Origin of the sequence: Synechococcus sp. R5-15, assembly GCF_047462035.1 — a bacterium.
Taxonomy (GTDB): domain Bacteria; phylum Cyanobacteriota; class Cyanobacteriia; order Thermostichales; family Thermostichaceae; genus Thermostichus.
On the sequence record NZ_JANSIK010000028.1, the window covers coordinates 1 to 16,346 of the forward strand.

15 protein-coding genes and 1 pseudogene are annotated in these 16,346 nt (G+C 59.1%); 6 read left to right on the forward strand and 10 right to left on the reverse strand.

The genetic code is table 11. The features are described from left to right. The first annotated feature begins 59 nt into the window (after positions 1-59). The 3 genes from NW839_RS02835 (at position 60) to NW839_RS02845 (ending at position 4,038) form a co-directional block, all read left to right on the forward strand. Positions 60-329, forward strand: a complete 270-nt coding sequence (locus NW839_RS02835) for a DUF751 family protein (RefSeq protein ID WP_414350410.1) — start codon at positions 60-62, stop codon at positions 327-329. A gap of 278 nt (positions 330-607) precedes the next feature. After that, on the forward strand, positions 608-2,143 hold the full coding sequence (locus tag NW839_RS02840; protein WP_414350412.1) for a site-2 protease family protein: 1,536 nt from the start codon (positions 608-610) through the stop codon (positions 2,141-2,143). A 44-nt stretch (positions 2,144-2,187) separates the two neighbouring features. Continuing rightward, complete coding sequence (locus NW839_RS02845; RefSeq protein ID WP_414350414.1) at positions 2,188-4,038, forward strand: aspartate kinase; 1,851 nt, start codon at positions 2,188-2,190, stop codon at positions 4,036-4,038. A 6-nt stretch (positions 4,039-4,044) separates the two neighbouring features. Here the strand turns inward: NW839_RS02845 and psbA are convergent, their stop codons facing one another. Beyond that, positions 4,045-5,100 (reverse strand): photosystem II q(b) protein, encoded by a 1,056-nt coding sequence (psbA, locus tag NW839_RS02850; RefSeq protein ID WP_414350416.1) that lies wholly within the window; start codon positions 5,098-5,100, stop codon positions 4,045-4,047. A gap of 341 nt (positions 5,101-5,441) precedes the next feature. Continuing rightward, on the reverse strand, positions 5,442-8,657 hold the full coding sequence (carB, locus tag NW839_RS02855; RefSeq protein WP_414350418.1) for a carbamoyl-phosphate synthase large subunit: 3,216 nt from the start codon (positions 8,655-8,657) through the stop codon (positions 5,442-5,444). A 278-nt stretch (positions 8,658-8,935) separates the two neighbouring features. On the opposite strand from carB, the gene NW839_RS02860 reads away from it, so the two are divergent. Together NW839_RS02860 and NW839_RS02865 are read left to right on the forward strand one after the other, a co-directional pair. Further along, positions 8,936-9,169, forward strand: a complete 234-nt coding sequence (locus NW839_RS02860; RefSeq protein ID WP_071818136.1) for a FitA-like ribbon-helix-helix domain-containing protein — start codon at positions 8,936-8,938, stop codon at positions 9,167-9,169. Beyond that, the gene (locus NW839_RS02865) at positions 9,153-9,578 is read left to right on the forward strand and encodes a type II toxin-antitoxin system VapC family toxin (RefSeq protein ID WP_414350420.1); all 426 of its coding nucleotides are present in this window, start codon (positions 9,153-9,155) and stop codon (positions 9,576-9,578) included. The genes NW839_RS02860 and NW839_RS02865 overlap by 17 nt, the downstream gene beginning before the upstream one ends. Here the strand turns inward: NW839_RS02865 and NW839_RS02870 are convergent. Genes NW839_RS02870 through NW839_RS02900 form a run of 7 tightly spaced genes read right to left on the reverse strand, consistent with a single transcriptional unit; the run spans position 9,573 to position 13,545 of the window. Further along, on the reverse strand, positions 9,573-10,253 hold the full coding sequence (locus NW839_RS02870) for a Na(+)/H(+) antiporter subunit B (protein ID WP_414350422.1): 681 nt from the start codon (positions 10,251-10,253) through the stop codon (positions 9,573-9,575). The two genes, NW839_RS02865 and NW839_RS02870, sit on opposite strands and share 6 nt — an antisense overlap. Next, positions 10,250-10,771 carry a DUF4040 domain-containing protein gene (locus NW839_RS02875; protein WP_414350424.1) on the reverse strand — a complete coding sequence of 174 codons (522 nt, stop codon included), beginning with the start codon at positions 10,769-10,771 and terminating at the stop codon, positions 10,250-10,252. The genes NW839_RS02870 and NW839_RS02875 overlap by 4 nt, the downstream gene beginning before the upstream one ends. A 9-nt stretch (positions 10,772-10,780) precedes the next feature. Beyond that, complete coding sequence (locus tag NW839_RS02880) at positions 10,781-11,062, reverse strand: monovalent cation/H(+) antiporter subunit G (RefSeq protein ID WP_011431879.1); 282 nt, start codon at positions 11,060-11,062, stop codon at positions 10,781-10,783. A gap of 19 nt (positions 11,063-11,081) precedes the next feature. After that, the gene (locus NW839_RS02885) at positions 11,082-11,333 is read right to left on the reverse strand and encodes a hypothetical protein (RefSeq protein WP_011431878.1); all 252 of its coding nucleotides are present in this window, start codon (positions 11,331-11,333) and stop codon (positions 11,082-11,084) included. Next, positions 11,330-11,734 (reverse strand): Na+/H+ antiporter subunit E, encoded by a 405-nt coding sequence (locus tag NW839_RS02890; protein WP_041436089.1) that lies wholly within the window; start codon positions 11,732-11,734, stop codon positions 11,330-11,332. Before NW839_RS02890 ends, NW839_RS02885 begins: the two co-directional genes overlap by 4 nt. Further along, a complete protein-coding gene (locus tag NW839_RS02895) occupies positions 11,718-13,190 on the reverse strand; it encodes a cation:proton antiporter (RefSeq protein ID WP_414350425.1) in 1,473 nt (490 codons plus the stop codon). Before NW839_RS02895 ends, NW839_RS02890 begins: the two co-directional genes overlap by 17 nt. Further along, a complete protein-coding gene (locus NW839_RS02900) occupies positions 13,183-13,545 on the reverse strand; it encodes a cation:proton antiporter subunit C (protein WP_414350428.1) in 363 nt (120 codons plus the stop codon). The genes NW839_RS02895 and NW839_RS02900 overlap by 8 nt, the downstream gene beginning before the upstream one ends. A 345-nt stretch (positions 13,546-13,890) precedes the next feature. Here NW839_RS02900 and glp point away from each other — a divergent pair, with 345 nt between their 5' ends. Next, a complete protein-coding gene (gene glp / locus NW839_RS02905) occupies positions 13,891-15,138 on the forward strand; it encodes a gephyrin-like molybdotransferase Glp (protein WP_414350426.1) in 1,248 nt (415 codons plus the stop codon). A gap of 68 nt (positions 15,139-15,206) precedes the next feature. Here glp and NW839_RS02910 read toward each other — a convergent pair. Beyond that, a pseudogene (locus tag NW839_RS02910) lies at positions 15,207-16,111 on the reverse strand (IS630 transposase-related protein). Between the last annotated feature and the right edge of the window lie 235 nt (positions 16,112-16,346).

The following is a 16,346-nucleotide window of genomic DNA, read 5'->3' on the forward strand; positions in this document are numbered from 1 at the left end:
ACAAACAGAATGCTATCGCTGCATAGTTGAACAGTGATGTTCAGCAGTGTTCAGCGTAAATGTATCAGTTGGAGCCCCAGCCTCTTATGCCACAACCGCAGCCCCCCAGAAGACTGGAAGACCAGTTTGTGGAGAATGTCTCCCGTTATCCCACTTACTTTATTACCGTTTTGCTGGGGGGGATCTGGGCTGGCCTCCAGCCTTTTGTCGGCCTGTATCGCAAAAGTCCAACAGCGGCGGCTATGGTTACGCTGGGATCCCTTTTGTTGCTTCTATTTGTTTATTTCACCCTGCGAGGCATGACAGGGAATACCTTTTGGCCAGAATAGATACTGGGTTGAGGTTGGGGCCCATGGGCGAAGCTGTGCAGTGGACGCCGGCAGCATAAGCACGCCTCAAGGGGATCCCTCTTTTTCGCCCCACTGCTGACAAGAAGTAAAGTGCTCCGCACCGCTCGCGCGAATGAAAAGTTTGCCCCGGAATGGTGGCGGTCTATGGGCAGGCCAAGCCTCAATTGGCTCTTCAGGGATCCCGGCTGCAAGCTGTAGCGAGGGGATTGGATTTGCCGCTAGCTTGGTAGAGGTGTTCTCCTCCGTTTTTTGAACTCATGGCAGATTGGATCCTGTTGGCGCTGGTGGGTTCTGCAACCTACCTGCTGCTGCAAAAAAGTGTGGCCCGCCTTTCGAAGGTGCCGTGGCGGATCCTGTGGCTGGTGATGATGCTGCCCCCTTTGGTTTGGGTGCTGGGGCGTCAGGTGTTTCAGTACGAATTGCCTCCCTTGCTGATGTTGCTGCTGTTTCTCACCTCCTACTTTACCAGCATGACCTTGGTGAGACGAGGGGGTATTCGACCCTCAACCGGAGGCCCTCGGCCAGAGGTGGAAAACTCCTCTCCAGAAGCGGATCCCTCGCCGGCTGGGGAACCTGAGCCAGAGGAAGAGGAGGAAGCCGGCGCCGCAGATCCGGTCTCGCTGGCTCTTGCCCACACCCCCATCTCCGAAGTGCCGCGGGAGAAGCTGAGCCATTGCTTCCCCTGGAACGTCTTTTATTTGCAAAATGTGGAGTACCGCCCCCAGGCGATCATCTGCCGGGGCAACTTGCGGGCGGATCCCAGTGAAGCCTATGAGCGGGTGCAGCAAAACGTGGAAACCACTTTCGGCAAACGCTTTTTGGTGGTGCTGCAGGAGGGGTTTGCCGGTAAGCCCTTTTTTGCCTTGGTGCCCAACCCGGCGGCGCGGCGCTCCCTGGCGGACAGTCGAGAGTTGCCGCTGCTGGCTTTGGGGCTGTTGCTATTCACCTTCTGGACAACCCTCAGTGCTGGGGCCCACGCGGCTGGGGTTAGCCCTGACCGGCTGCTGCATTTGCCCTCTCTGATGAAAGGATTGCCCTATGCGGTCGGGATCCTTGCCATTTTGGGATCCCATGAGTGGACTCGTTACTGGGTGGCCCGCCGCCACCACATCAAAACCTCGCTGCCCTATTTCATCCCGGTGCCTTTTGTCCTAGGGACTTTTGGGGCGTTTATCCAGTTGAAAGAGCCGGTGCCCAACCGCAAGGTGTTGTTTGATATCGCCGCCGCTGGGCCGCTGGCAGGGAGCCTTGTTGCTTTGGGCATGCTGTTGCTGGGGCTGTTGTTTTCAGCGCCTGCAGATCCTCCCGCGGTGCCGGAGGGGCAGCCGACCCCGATTAGTTTTCATCGCCTTGACCCGCGCCTATCGGTGCTGCTGGCAATTCTGGCCCGCATGGTGCTGGGGGATCAGTTGCAGCCGGGGCAGGTGATCGAGCTGCACCCGCTGGCCTTTGCCGGCTGGCTGGGCTTGGTGGTGATTGCCTTTAACCTCATGCCGGTGGGCCAACTGGATGGAGGGCACATTGTCCACGCAGTGTATGGACAGCAGATGGGAGCGAATGTGGGCCGGGTAGCCCGCTGGTTGGTGTTGCTGCTGGCTTTGACGGTGCAGCCTTGGCTGTTGCTCTGGGCGCTGCTGCTGTTTGTGATTTCCAGTGCTGACGAGCCGGCCCTCAACGATGTGACGGAACTGGACGAGGCCCGGGATCTGCTGGGGCTGGGGATGCTAACGCTGCTGGTGCTGATCCTGCTGCCGGTGCCGCCGTTTTTGCAAAATGGGCTGGGCTTGGCCTAGATCCGGGGTAGGATCCAAACCGCCCCTGACCTCGTTCTCCTCTCATGGAACGCAGCTTAATCGTTCAAAAGTACGGCGGTACCTCTGTCGGCTCTGTCGAGCGTATCCAAGCCGTGGCCCAACGGGTGGCCCACACGGTGGAGCGGGGACATCGGGTGGTGGTGGTGGTCTCGGCGATGGGGGATGAAACCGATCGCCTTGTGGGCTTGGGGGAGCAGATCTTGCAGGGATCCCCGACCACACCGGCCCAGTTGCGGGAATGGGATATGCTCCTTTCCACCGGTGAGCAGGTGAGCATTGCCCTGGTGGCCTTGGCGCTGCAACGCTTGGGGTGTCCTGCCCTTTCCCTGACGGCAGCCCAGGTGGGCATTGTCACCACTCGGGATTACAGCCGGGCCCGCATTTTGCACATCCACACCGACCGCCTGTGGCAGCACCTGGAGCGGGAAGAGGTGGTGGTGGTGGCCGGGTTCCAGGGGATTACCAGCCTGGCGGAGCTGGAGATCACCACCCTAGGTCGGGGGGGATCCGACACCACGGCGGTGGCCTTGGCAGTGGCTTTGGGAGCAGAGCTGTGTGAGATCTACACCGATGTGCCGGGGATCTTCACCACGGATCCGCGTAAGGTGCCTGAGGCCAGGCTGTTGCCGGAGATCACCAGTGATGAAATGTTGGAGCTGGCCAGCTTGGGGGCCCAGGTGCTGCATCCCCGCTCGGTGGAAATTGCCCGCAACTACGGTGTGAAGCTGCGGGTGCGCTCCAGCTTGGAGCCGTTGCAGGCGGGATGCGAGGGCACTCTCATTCTTTCTCCTCCCCCCCGTCCTCGTGCTGCCGACAGCAGTATCGAGCTGGGCCTGGCGGTGGATACGGTGGAGCTGGATCGGGATCAGGCCAAGTTGGTGTTGGTGGGGGTGCCGGATCGCCCTGGCATTGCCGCCCAGCTCTTTCAGGGGATCGCGGCGGCAGGGGTGAATGTGGATTTGATTTTGCAGTCCCTCCAGTTCACAGCCGCTCACGCCAGCGGGACGGACTCCTTGCCGCAGGGATCCGTGCCCCAGCCCACCAATGACATTGCCTTTACGGTCAGTCGGTCGCAGGTGACCGAGGCTGCAGCCGTTGCCCGGCGGATTGGCCAAGAGCTGCAGTGTGCAGCGGTGATTGTGGATGAGGCGGTGGCCAAAGTCAGCATTGCCGGGGTGGGGATGATGGGCCGACCTGGGATCGCGGCGCAAATGTTCCAGGTGCTGGCCGAGGCCGGGATCAATTTGCAGATGATCTCCATGTCCGAGATCAAGGTGAGCTGTGTGGTGGCTGCGGAGCGGGCCGGGGATGCCGCCTTGGCTCTGGGAGAGTCGTTCCAGGTGATCCCCCACTTGCATCGGGCAAAGATGCCGGCTGCCCCTCAAGACAGCCACCCGGTACGCGGTGTTGCCTTGGATTTGAAGCAATCGCGGCTGGGCCTTCGCAAAGTGCCGGATCGTCCGGGAACTGCCGCCCATTTGTTCGGGCGCTTGGCGGCTGCCGGGATCATCGTGGACACCATCATCCAAAGCCAGCGGGGCTACCACAACGGGATCCCCAGCACCGACATTGCCTTTACCGTGCCTCAGGATCAAGCGATGGCTGCTGAGGCAGTCTGCCGGCAGGTGGCCGAAGAGCTCCAGGCGGCAGGCGTTGACGCAGATCACGACATTGCCAAGGTCAGCATTGTCGGCGCCGAGATGGAAACCTACCCTGGCGTGGCTGCTCGCCTGTTTGCAGCCCTAGCCGAAGCCGGAATCAACATCGAGATGATCGCCACCTCGGAGATCAAGGTGAGCTGTGTAGTGCGCCGGGATCGAGGGATCCCGGCCTTGCAAGCTATTCACCGCGCTTTCCGGCTGGACTGCCCCTAGCCTGCCTTAGGGTTGAGCCGCCAGCAGCAAGGGAAAATGATGGGCGTTGGGGGCGTGCATCACTTGGATCCCCAAGTTGGCGCGGTTGAGGAGATCGGCGTAGGTGGGGATGAAGCGGCCCTGGCTGTCCAGGATGGACTGGTTGAAGTTCAAGCCGTTCAAGTTAAAGGCCATTATGCCGATACCTATTGCCGCCGCCCAAATCCCCACTGTGGGCAGGGCCGCCATCCAGAAGTGGACGGAACGGCTGTTTCTCAGGCCCAGGCCGGGGAACCCCAGCCGCCCCAAGAACGCGTAGTGCCCGGCCAGGAAGTTGTAGGTGACTTCCTCCTGCCCGAAGCGGTAGCCGGCATTTTGTGACTCTTCTTCCGAGGTCTCGCGGATTAGGCTGGAGATCACCAGGGAGCCGTGCAGGGAGGCCAGCAGAGCGCCGCCAAAGACGCCGGCCACCCCCAGCCAGCTAGCAGGGTGCATGAGGATATTGTGCTCCGCCTGGAAAGCCAGCATGAAGTAGAAGGTGCCGGCGATCCCCAGGGGCAAGCCTTCCGAGAAACTGCCCTGGCCGATGGGGTAGACCAAGAGCACTGCCGTAGCCGCCGCCGCCGGAGCGGAAAACGCCACCGCAATCCAGGGACGCATGCCCAAGCGATAGCTCAGCTCCCACTGCCGGCCCAGGTAGCACCACACCCCGATCAGGAAATGGAGCACGATCAGTTGGTAGGGGCCGCCGTTGTAGAGCCATTCATCCAAAGAGGTGGCTTCCCAAATGGGATAAAAGTGCAAGCCGATGGCCGCCGACGTGGGCACCACCGCCGCCGAGATGAGATTGTTCCCCCCTATCAAAGAGCCGATCACCGGCTCGCGGATCCCATCCACATCCACCGGCGGAGCAGCAATAAAAGCGATTACAAAACAAAAGGCTGCTGCCAACAAGGTCGGGATCATCAACACGCCAAACCAGCCGATGTACAGCCGGTTTTCGGTGCTGGTTATCCATTGGCAAAAGCCATTCCAACTCCAGAGCTGCCGTGCAGCCGAGGAGCGGCGAATTACCGTACTCATAGGCCAACTCCTAAAGAGACAAAACCATTCTCTGCTTTGTCGGCTTCCTTGAACGGGGCAAAACTCTTCCCGCGCCGACCGCCAAAAGCGTCTCCTTCTTTCAGGCTAGACAGTTTTAGGGACGCCGACAGGGATCCCTAACTTTCGCAACGGGAATGTGAAAAAAATGGATTTGTCGATACAAATCAGCACCCGCCTGTTGCAATTTGGAGGTCTTTGAGAGCTTCCCGGCGAAGGTCGGTCACTGGCAGTTGATGGCAGCCAAGCTTGAGCAGACGTTTCTTAAGGATAGGTTTAGGAAAGAGGTGCCGTCCGGGACCTGCTTTTTTTCCTCCAGAATCCTAGACAGAGAAAAAATCCTGCAAGCACTTCACCTGCAGGGATCCCGACTGCAAAGCACGGATGGCAGCCGCGGTGGCTTTGGCCCCTGCCAAGGTGGTCACCAGAGGGATCTTGTAAGCCAGGGCAGTGCGGCGGATCTTTTGGCCATCTTGCTGCGCCTCGACACCGGAAGGAGTGTTGATAATGAGCTGAATCTGATGGTTTTTGATGGCGTCGATGACGTGGGGCCGCCCCTCGTGCAGCTTGAGGACTTTATCCACCGGGATCCCGTGCTCGGCCAAAACCTTTTGGGTTCCTTCGGTGGCCAATAGGCGAAAGCCCAGCTCCACAAACTCGCGGGCTACCGGGATGACCGCCTGTTTATCCCGGTCGCTGACGCTGATGAACACCGTCCCCTGGAGAGGCAGATTCTGCCCCGCCGCCAGTTGCGCTTTGGCGTAAGCGCGGCCAAAGTCCGTGTCAATGCCCATCACCTCACCGGTGGAGCGCATCTCCGGCCCCAGCAGCGTGTCGGTGCCGGGAAACTTGTGGAAGGGCAAAACCGCTTCCTTGACGGCAATGTGGGAGGGGATCACCTCCTGGGTAAAGCCCAGCTCGGCTAGGGTTTTGCCGCTCATCACTTGAGCGGCGTAGTCTGCCAGCGGATGGCCGATGGCCTTGCTGACAAAGGGGACGGTGCGGGAGGCGCGCGGATTGGCCTCCAGGATATAGACTTGACCTTTTTGGACGGCGTATTGCACGTTGATCAGGCCCACCACCTTCAGAGCTTGGGCCAACTTCACCGTCCATTGGCGAATCACCTGCAGCACGTCGGGGCTGAGGGTGCGGCTGGGCAATACACAGGCCGAATCGCCCGAGTGGATCCCGGCCTGCTCGATGTGCTCCAGAATGCCGCCGATGGTAACAGCGCCGGTGCGGTCGGCAATGGCATCCACATCCACCTCCACCGCCTCTTCCAGGAACTGATCCACCAGCACCGGACGATCCGGATCCACCGCCACCGCCAGTTGCATGTAGCGCTGCAGGTCTTGGTCGGAATAGACGATCTCCATGGCCCGTCCCCCCAAGACGTAGCTGGGCCGCACCACCACCGGATAGCCGATGCGGCGGGCAATTTCCAAGCTTTCTTCCACGCTGCGGGCAATGCCGTTGGCCGGTTGGCGAATATCCAACTCCCGCAAGATGCGCTCGAAGCGCCCCCGATCCTCAGCAATGTCGATGGAGTCGGGGGAAGTTCCCCAGATGGGAGCCTGGGCTGCTGCCAGCCCCTGCGCCAGCTTGAGGGGAGTTTGACCGCCAAATTGCACGATCAGGCCGACCGGCTGCTCAGCATCCACCAAGTTCATCACCTCTTCATGGGTGAGCGGCTCAAAATAGAGGCGATCAGCGGTGTCGTAGTCGGTGGAAACGGTTTCCGGGTTGGAGTTGACCATGATCGCTTCGTAACCCAGGCGGCTGAGGGCAAAGGCAGCATGACAACAGCAGTAGTCGAATTCGATCCCCTGGCCGATGCGGTTGGGGCCACCTCCCAAGATCATCACCTTCTCTTTGCGGGCCGGGAAAATCTCCGACTCGCTCTCGTAGGTAGAGTACTGGTAGGGGGTAGCAGCCTCAAATTCGGCGGCGCAGGTATCTACAGTTTTGTAGGTGGGGATCACCCCCAGGCTTTTGCGGCAGGCCCGCACCTGATGTTCCGTGGATCCAGTGAGGTGGGCAATTTGTCGGTCGCTGAAGCCCATTTGCTTGAGGTGTCTCAAGTCGTCAGCGCTCAGGGATCCCAGCTCCCGCCCCTTGAGGGCCTGCTCCACCTCCACCAACTCCTGCAGCTTGTCGATAAACCAGGGATCGATGTGGGTGAGTTGGGCAATCTCCTGGGCAGAAAAGCCCATGAGCAGAGCGGTGCGGATGGTGAGCAGGCGGAAGGGGTTGGGGGTGCGCAGGTTGGCCCGCACTTCCTCCGGCTTGGGGAAAACCTCCGGCCTATCGCTGCCAAAACCGGGACGGTCGATTTCCAAAGAGCGCAGGGCCTTCTGGATGGATTCTTGAAAAGTGCGGCCAATGGCCATCGCCTCCCCCACCGATTTCATCTGGGTGGTGAGAACCGGCTCTGCGCCGGGGAATTTTTCAAAAGCAAAGCGAGGGATCTTGGTGACCACATAGTCGATGGTGGGCTCGAAGCTGGCCGGAGTTTTGCGGGTGATGTCGTTGGGGATCTCCGGCAGCGTGTAGCCCACTGCCAATTTGGCGGCAATTTTGGCGATGGGAAAGCCGGTGGCCTTGCTGGCCAAAGCAGAAGAGCGGGAGACCCGCGGGTTCATCTCGATCACCCGCACCTCGCCGTTGGCAGGGTTGACGGCAAATTGCACGTTGGATCCCCCGGTCTCTACGCCAATTTCGCGCATGATGGCGATGGCATAGTCCCGCAGCCGCTGGTATTCCTTGTCGGTGAGGGTTTGGGCCGGGGCCACGGTGATGGAGTCGCCAGTGTGCACCCCCATCGGGTCGATGTTTTCTATGGAGCAGATGATCACCACGTTATCCGCCAGATCCCGCATCACCTCCAGCTCAAACTCCTTCCAGCCGATGACCGATTCTTCCACCAAGATTTGGGAAACGGGGCTGGCCTCCAAGCCGGCAGCGCAGATCTCTTCAAACTCCTCCTGGTTGTAAGCCACCCCACCACCGGTGCCCCCCAGGGTATAGGCCGGGCGGATGATGAGGGGATAGCCGATCTCCTGGGCAATCTGCTTGGCTTCTTCCAGGGTGTGGGCCAGGCCAGAGCGGGGCACGGCCAAGCCAATCCGCTGCATGGCTTGCTTGAAGAGATCCCGGTCTTCGGCTTTTTCAATGGCCTCCCGCTTGGCCCCAATCAACTCCACCCCGTACTGCTCCAGGATCCCTTGCTGGGCCAGTTGCACCGCCACGTTGAGGGCCGTCTGGCCGCCCATGGTGGGCAGCAAAGCATCAGGGCGCTCCCGCTCGATAATTTTGGCCACAAAGTCCACCGTCACCGGCTCGATGTAGGTGCGCTCCGCCATACTGGGATCCGTCATGATGGTGGCGGGGTTAGAGTTGACCAAGACGACCTCATAGCCTTCTTCCCGCAGGGCTTTGCAGGCTTGGGTGCCCGAGTAGTCGAATTCGCAGGCTTGGCCAATGACGATCGGCCCCGCTCCAATGAGCAAGATTTTGTGGATATCGGTGCGGCGCGGCATAGGGATCCCAGAGGTGGCAGAGTCAGCCTTCTATTGTAGAGGTCACCTGCAGGTCAAGTTGCTCATCGGGATCCCTCTTTTTTGGGTGTTGCGCTTTCAAAGGCTATGCACAGCAGGCAGAGCTTGGATCCCTGGCAGGCAGGAGTTCTCTGGGGCAACCCGCAAAAGGGCAGCTTCTTCATCAGTATCAATAGACGGGAAAACTTGAACTTTAGATGATATCAATGCTATCGTCGCAGCAAAGCCGCCCAGGGATCTGCCGATCGAGGAAACGCTCTATGGCCACGTTAATTGTTCGCAATGTTGACGAAGCCATTGTCAAAGCTCTCAAACAAAGGGCTAGTCGTCACGGCGTTAGTGCAGAGGCCGAACACCGCAAAATCCTAGAGCAAGTCTTACTCCAGCCTGCGAAACAGTCCTTTGCCGAAGTGCTCAGATCGATACCTAACGTTGGCAACGATTCAGACTTTGAGCGAGTGCAAGATAACACTGCCCATGACGTATTTGCTTGACACTAACGTCATCAGTGAGCTGAGCAAACACAGTCAAGCCAACTCCGGGGTTCAAGAATTTCTTCAAACTGCCATTGAGCAAGAGGCCCGCATCTACATCAGCGTGATCACGCTGGGCGAACTCCGCCGAGGCGTTGAACTCATGCGCCATCGCGGCGATCATCTGCAAGCCAACCTTCTGGAGAGGTGGCTGCAAACGGTTGTCGATGACTATGCCAATCACATTCTTGATTTCACAATTACCGAAGCCCAGGTATGGGGAAGCCTGTGCGTACCTCACTCTCAAAATGCGATTGACAAACAACTGGCTGCTACAGCCTTGGTTTACGGACTTACCCTGGTTACTCGCAATGTCCGTGATTTTGCCGGGACAGGGGTACCTCTCATTAACCCATTTAGACCCTCATAACAAGCCGCGGTAGCGAATAAAGATCAAAACTGCCGCCCAGGATCCCAGCGCCACCTTGATGGCTACCAAAATGTTAAGAATCGGGATCCAACCGCCGCTAAACAGATCCCCCAACTCCCCTCTAGGCAATTCCCAGCCGGCCAGAGCCATCACAGCCACCCCGATAAACGCCACCACCGACAGCTTCTCCCACATCGCAGCCCGCCACCGTTTGTAGATGGCCTCCATCCAGGTGGAAGAGGCGGTGATCGCCACCAAGCCAATGGCCGTCCCCCCCGCCACCCCGGCAGCAAAGCCTCCGCCCGGCGTCAGGTGCCCTCGAATGGCCAGCTCCACCGCAATCAAAGCCGAAATGGTGGCCCCCACTCGCGCCAACACAATCGAGGGAATATCGGTAAATTGAGCTACATTGGCCGTCGGCTGCTCATCCGCCAGCAGATATTGGGCGCCCAAAATTGCCGTGGAAAACACCACCACTTCAAAGACCGTATCGTAGAGGCGGTTGCGCAGAATGAGACCCGTCACCGCGTTGGGCACACCGCTTTCGCTGGCCAGAATCTCCACTGCCTCGACTAAGGCCACGCCCGCTGTGGGGTTGGGGGACACGGATCCCACCTCGCCCACGATGAGCTGTAGGGCTGCCAGCAACACTGCTATCCCATACACCCACTTCATGTCGCCATCACCTCAGTGGCCAGAGCTTGCTGCGCCAAAATGGCCTGCAGGCGGGGCACGCGTGTAACCAGGCGATACTCTGCTGCTTCTCCGGCGGGCTCAAGGGCAATGGTGTGTACCTCTCGGCTGCGAAGAGCAGCCACCAACGCCTCCGAACTCCCATAGGCGGCCAACTCCAAGCGCATGTGATACCGCTGTAGCCCTTGGCGCATCTGCTGTAACAACTGCCGTGCTGCTGAGGTACTGGCCTCCAGCACAGGGCTGCCTTCAAGAACGCCCAGGCGCATGCTCAGCGAAGAGCGCACCGCAATGGCGTAGAGGGTAATGGAAAGCATAGTGCCCACCAGCGCCTCGGTCAGAGCCACATCCGCCGCCCCAAACAGCGCATAGATCAGGGCGGCAATCGTCCCCAGGATCCCTCGCATTACCAAGGCGTGGTAGGGATTGGTCTGAGTCACCACCAAGCTTGCCGTCAGGGGCAGGAGTAACGCCATCACCAGCAACAGGGTCTCTTCCATCCTGCCCTCCTATAGGGACTTGCGCTGCGAGCAAAACGCCAGCACATAGCCCAGAATGGTATTCCAAATAGCCAGGGAGATCAGTGCCAACACCAACAGGGGCCATTCCCGTGGGATCCGCAACAGCAGCCCCAGCATGATGCTCATAGAGCCCAGGGTGTCCGACACCGAGAGGCCGTGCAGCTTGAACAAAATCGAGCGATCCCCAAGGAGCGGCGCCGTTCCCCACAACCAAAACAGCACACCAATCCCAAACAACAGATAGCTCAGACCTTCCACCCAGACTTCCATACCTACCCCCAGGGCCTTTCTAAAGCATTTCCAGCCGTTTCAGTACATGAGCCAAGAGCATTAAGGCCGCATTGCCCACCGACAAAATCAAAACCCCCACAATCCCGATCATCCAATCATCCCGCACCACCGACACCACCAAAATCAGGATGGCCGTCTTTGTGGCCAAGCTGGCAAAGGCGAGCATCGTCTGCCAAATATCTTCCTTCAGCCAAGCGGCGTACAGGGGCAAGCACAGCGTTAGGGTCAGGAGAAACAGCAGTAGGTTCACACGTCCTCCCGCGGCTTGAGCACATGGACTTCATAAGTGCCTTGGGCATTGCAATTGAGCACGATGGTTTTGGGCGTGAAGGTAATTAAAAAGATATCCAGAAACACCAGCCCTGCTGAACGGTTGGGCAGGGTTTGTTTGTATACAACTTCCTCAACAGTGTGGGGCTTGAGGATCATCTCGAAGGCTTCCCAGTAGGCTCTTGGGATGGCGAGAAGAATTTCCTGGAGCACTCGCCCCCAATCCCGCCATTGCACCGGTGCGGAAGCCTGGCGCGGCAGCAGCAACGTTGCCGCCACCCCAATGGCCACATTGTCCCAGCTCAGATTGCCCGTCAGCAGAAACCAAATCAAGAGGCGCAGGCCGATCTCCAATAGACCCAACTCAGGGTAGCGTCCCATAGTTCCCCACAGCTAACAGAGCCCAAACCAGCACCAACACTATGCTCAAGCCGCCCACCACTGCTTCCAGCCCTTCGTTCACCGACCCTCCCTTCAAAGGGATCCGCTCCCAAAACCAGCCTAGGGGGATCCCAATGCCCAAACTGAGGAGCGCCTTGAGAAGATTGTCAGCGCCATAGGCCGCCGGTAGCCAGCCCCAGAGCAAGCCCCCACCCCAAAGCACCAGTGCCACTTTATCTTGCCAAGGAGTTGCAGAGGTGGTTGCCCCCTTCATTGGAGAAACAGGTGCCCGCAGCACTCGCACGCCTAAACAAGTGGTGCCGACGGTAACCCCCACCAGCAGCCACTCGTGCCAGGGATCCAGAGCAGACAAGCTGAGGGCCTTGGCCGCATACCCCAAACTGCCGGGTACCCCTGCCAGGGAAGCCGTCCCCAAGAGCAACATGGGCCACCGCCAGCGATGGCTCACGCTCGTTCCAACAAACAGCAAGGGCTTCGCCAACCCATGGGCAAGACCGTACAAACCCGCCCACTGAGGGGCAGCAATCACAAATCCCATCTGCGATACCGAGCTCCAGGCGAGAAGGTGCTGGGGCGTGCTCGCCATCAGGGCCAGTAGGATCCCGAAAACGGCTGAACCGGCGCTCAAGTAGGGCAACCCCTGGGCCAAGACCGGCGAAGCCTCGCTGCAGCGCACCAAAGCCATGGCTCCTGCTTTGGTCGTAAAACCGCTGAGCACCGCCGCAACAACGGGATCCGCGGTAACGTAGGTGAGGGGCAGCCACAGGCCGGCAACGAAGATCGCCCCCTTGGCCAAAAGACCCACAGCAATCAGCGCCAAGGCCGTGGGGTCGGCCATAGCCAAACTGCTCATCGCCAGGGATCCCGTGCGCACATAGACCAGGATTGCGCCCATCAGGTAGAAGAGCATGGCCACATTGCTCATGAAAAGGTAGCGCAGCCCCACCCAGAGCTGGCGATCGCGGTGCGGAGCATTTTCTTCCACTGTGGGTTGGCCCTCAGCCCGCCGCCCATAGGTCAGCAGCAAAAACACGCCGATGCTGAGCACCTCCAGGGAAACGTAGACGCTGATCAGGTCGGCACTGATGACGACAGCGTTGGCGCTACCGTGGACGATCAGCAACTGCATGGCCAGAAAGCGGCTGCCCGCAAAGCGTCTATCCAAATACAGGGCCACTCCTAGCGTGACCAGGCCGTGGGCCAAGAGCATCGCTGCTCCATTGGCATCGATCCGCAGCGTCACCCCGAAGTGATCCAAAAGCTGCAGCTCCAAGGGCGCAGCGGTTGTGCCGGGCAAGCCCCCCTGCTGCACCGCATAGACCACCGTCAGCGCAGCCATCCCCACCAGGCTGGGACGGGTTAGGGCTGGCATCAAGTAGGTTGTGAAGGCCAGCAGAAAGGGCAATGCCACCCACACCAGCGTCAGCTCAGTCATCGGTAAAAGTGCTCCGCGCCCCTGACGCGAGTGCCTGTTCGATGCTCTCGACTTCGAGGGTGGGATGATTGCGGGAGAGCTTCATCACCCCCACCAACATCAAGGCTTGTACCGACAGGCCGATGACGATGGCCGTGAGGATGATCCCCTGAGGCACCGGGTCGGCATAGTCCAGCTCGCGCCAGGGTTTGTAGATGGGGGTGAACACACCGCTCCGGGCTGCCCAGATCACGAAGAAGGCGATGACCCCGGTGCTCATGACATCCATAGACAGGATCTTCATAATGAGGTTGCGCTTAACCACGACTCCCCAGAAGCCAAGGAAGATCGTGAGGATGACGGCGGCATTTAACATAGACACCTCGCTTGCTGCACTTAAGCTATCCGGTGGCTCAGTCGTCCTAAGGCTACGCCCGCTACGCGACCAGTATCCAGCTTCCGCAGTCACAGCAGCCAGATAGCCTATGGCCGGTTGCAACGCTGCCGGGATCCCCATCTCCCCAGCAAGACCGGGATCCCGAATTCGAAAGAGCTGCAGCTCCCAATGGGCAACTTGCTGCGACTTCTTGCCAGCTCTGGGGCTTGGTGGGATCCTGGTCATACACTTCTCATGCCAAGGTCGGAATTGATGGCCGCTGTCCGCAGTTTAAGTTGTTTTTAATGGCCTTGGCGGAACCGACTTCTGGATGCTGAAGATAAGGTGTTGGAGAAGGGGGTTGTAAAAGCCGTGATGCTGCCGGTGGCCGAAGCAGAAGCCCTGATTTTGCAGGCGGTTCAGCCGCTGGGCACAGAGTGGGTGGAGCTGGGATCCGCCCAAGGCCGCGTTCTCAGCCAAACTGTGTATAGCCCCCAAGATTTTCCGGCCCGGCCCACCTCCAGCATGGATGGCTATGCCGTGCGCCATGAAGATGTGCAAGCGGGGATCCCTTGTGAGCTGCAGGTGATTGAGACTCTCCCCGCCGGGAAGGCACCCACCCGAGATCTCCAGCCCGGACAAGCGGTGCGTCTCTACACCGGCTCCCTCTTGCCCAGCGGTGCGGACACCGTGGTGATGCAGGAAGACACGCAGCAACCTTCGCCGGGAACCGTTCGCCTCTTGCAGCGTCCGCAGCGGGGCCAATTTGTCCGGCCTCAGGGAGACTTTGCCCGCCAGGGGGATCCCCTCCTGCCGGCAGGGCAGGCTTTGGGCGGAGCGGAGCTAGCCGTTTTGGCCGCCATCCGACAGGCGATGGTGCCGGTGTTTCGTCAGCCCCGGGTAGCCCTGTTCTCGACAGGGGATGAGCTAGTGCCCATCCAGCAGGTGCCGGGGCCGGGGCAGGTCGTGGATTCCAACCAGTACGGCCTGGCGGCTCTGGTCAAGGCAGCGGGTGGGATCCCGATCCAGTTAGGCATCGTGCCGGATCGGCTCCAGGTGTTGCGGCAGGTCGTCCAGCAGGCCCTGGCCTCCGCCGATGGGGTGATCTCTTCCGGAGGGGTATCGGTGGGGGATTTTGACCTGGTGGAAAAGGTGCTGGAGGAGTTGGGAGGCGAGATTTTCATCCGCAGCGTGGCCATCAAGCCGGGCAAACCCCTGACGGTGGCTCGTTTTCCCAATCCCCACGGCCCCCCCAAGCTCTACTTTGGCCTGCCGGGCAACCCTGCCTCTGCCCTGGTGACCTTCTGGCGCTTTTTGCACCCGGCCCTGCGAAAAATGGGCGGATCCCTGCCCCCCTACTGGCAGATCCTCTCCGCCTTCAGCCCGGTGGATCTGCATGCCGACGGTCAGCGGGAACACTATCTCTGGGGACGGCTGCAGGTCAGGCCTGAGGGGATCCAATTTCAGCCCGCCGCCAACCTCAATTCCGGCAATCTCATCAGTCTGGCTGGCTGTAATGCCTTGGCTGTGCTGCCAGTAGGGACAACCCAGATCCCTGCTGGTTCGCCCGTTCAGGTGCTGCAACTGCCCTGAAGATCCCTAGCCCTCCTCTCGCTGCTGCTGGAATAGCCGCCATAGTCAATCCAAATAACAATGAGACGCTAGCCAGTACAACAGTTCCGTCTGCAACAGCGGACCGCAGGCCTTATCACTTCATCCACAGAAGTTCCTCTATCAGCATGCATCCTTGCCCTCTTGAGAGCACTAAAGTCACCCTCAATCTCATTCAAGTCTGGCGAGGGCCTCAGCAAAAAACCACCTCCTGCCCTGCCGCTTTCATCAAATCCTTTATCCTTCCCTTCCGTTCGCCGAGCAGGCCCTAGGCCTTTGAATCGGCCCATTGCCCAGAGTCAATACAGATGTCCTCTCCAAACTCGGCATTTAGTGTCCCTCAAGTTCTTCCGCATTCGAGCTACTTGAAAAAGCGTCGGGGCTATCAAACCCCCTCTCTCCTTCTTCCTACCGGCTACTCAGCTCTCTCTCTTCCCATAAACTTTCTCCCCTCTCTTTGGCCAAGCATAAAACAGGTGCGTATCTCCCCAAACCCTGTCTCGTCATTCTCTCATCATTCGCGTCAGCGGTGCAGAGCCCATTGTAAGCTAAACTCTCACTTCCATACTTCTGAACCAACTCCCTCAAGACCCTAGAGTCGTTGATTCTCTCTTGGATTCTCTCTTGCCAATCCCGCTCTCGGTGCCTTAACTCTTTTTTTTCGCGTTGTTTTCATCTTCCTAAGAGCATAGTAAATAGCGCTGGGATGGACGCCAAACCTCTGGGCTCTATCCTTCAGTCGAGCTTCTGGGTACTGTTCTACGTCTTGCTGCAGAGCGACCAAGTCTATCTTTCGCTTCCGAGTCTTGACTTTTGTCGGCCTCAGGTCTTCTCGGTTCAGCCAGCGATAAACCGTTGCACGACTGACTTTGTACATCTGTGCAGCTGCAGTGGGGCTGCCCCCTTCCTGGACATACCCTACGACTCTCTCTCTCAGGTCTAAGCTATAGGTCATGAAGCTTCCTCCTGAGGTCTACCCCCACGTCATCTTGCCTTTAACACCGTCTCATTGTCAACTGAATTGACTACAACTACACAGACCTGCTTTGTGGTCATTTCAAATGGCACCTGTCTTGCCTTTTGTCTGCCGTCGTCGAGAGAGGGGGCAGCGGCACAGAGGACTAGGTCGTGTTGATCTTATGTTAGGATAGAGAGAATAATTTATAGAGGAAAGAGGATGAAGTTGGTTT

Excerpts from the sequence above, each read along its gene's own strand:
- NW839_RS02835 (WP_414350410.1), top strand. The coding sequence starts at position 60 with ATGTATCAGTTGGAGCCCCAGCCTCTTATGCCACAACCGCAGCCCCCC.
- NW839_RS02840 (WP_414350412.1), top strand. The coding sequence starts at position 608 with ATGGCAGATTGGATCCTGTTGGCGCTGGTGGGTTCTGCAACCTACCTG.
- NW839_RS02845 (WP_414350414.1), top strand. The coding sequence starts at position 2,188 with ATGGAACGCAGCTTAATCGTTCAAAAGTACGGCGGTACCTCTGTCGGC.
- psbA (WP_414350416.1), bottom strand. The coding sequence starts at position 5,100 with ATGAGTACGGTAATTCGCCGCTCCTCGGCTGCACGGCAGCTCTGGAGT.
- carB (WP_414350418.1), bottom strand. The coding sequence starts at position 8,657 with ATGCCGCGCCGCACCGATATCCACAAAATCTTGCTCATTGGAGCGGGG.
- NW839_RS02860 (WP_071818136.1), top strand. The coding sequence starts at position 8,936 with ATGGCCACGTTAATTGTTCGCAATGTTGACGAAGCCATTGTCAAAGCT.
- NW839_RS02865 (WP_414350420.1), top strand. The coding sequence starts at position 9,153 with ATGACGTATTTGCTTGACACTAACGTCATCAGTGAGCTGAGCAAACAC.
- NW839_RS02870 (WP_414350422.1), bottom strand. The coding sequence starts at position 10,253 with ATGAAGTGGGTGTATGGGATAGCAGTGTTGCTGGCAGCCCTACAGCTC.
- NW839_RS02875 (WP_414350424.1), bottom strand. The coding sequence starts at position 10,771 with ATGGAAGAGACCCTGTTGCTGGTGATGGCGTTACTCCTGCCCCTGACG.
- NW839_RS02880 (WP_011431879.1), bottom strand. The coding sequence starts at position 11,062 with ATGGAAGTCTGGGTGGAAGGTCTGAGCTATCTGTTGTTTGGGATTGGT.
- NW839_RS02890 (WP_041436089.1), bottom strand. The coding sequence starts at position 11,734 with ATGGGACGCTACCCTGAGTTGGGTCTATTGGAGATCGGCCTGCGCCTC.
- NW839_RS02895 (WP_414350425.1), bottom strand. The coding sequence starts at position 13,190 with ATGACTGAGCTGACGCTGGTGTGGGTGGCATTGCCCTTTCTGCTGGCC.
- NW839_RS02900 (WP_414350428.1), bottom strand. The coding sequence starts at position 13,545 with ATGTTAAATGCCGCCGTCATCCTCACGATCTTCCTTGGCTTCTGGGGA.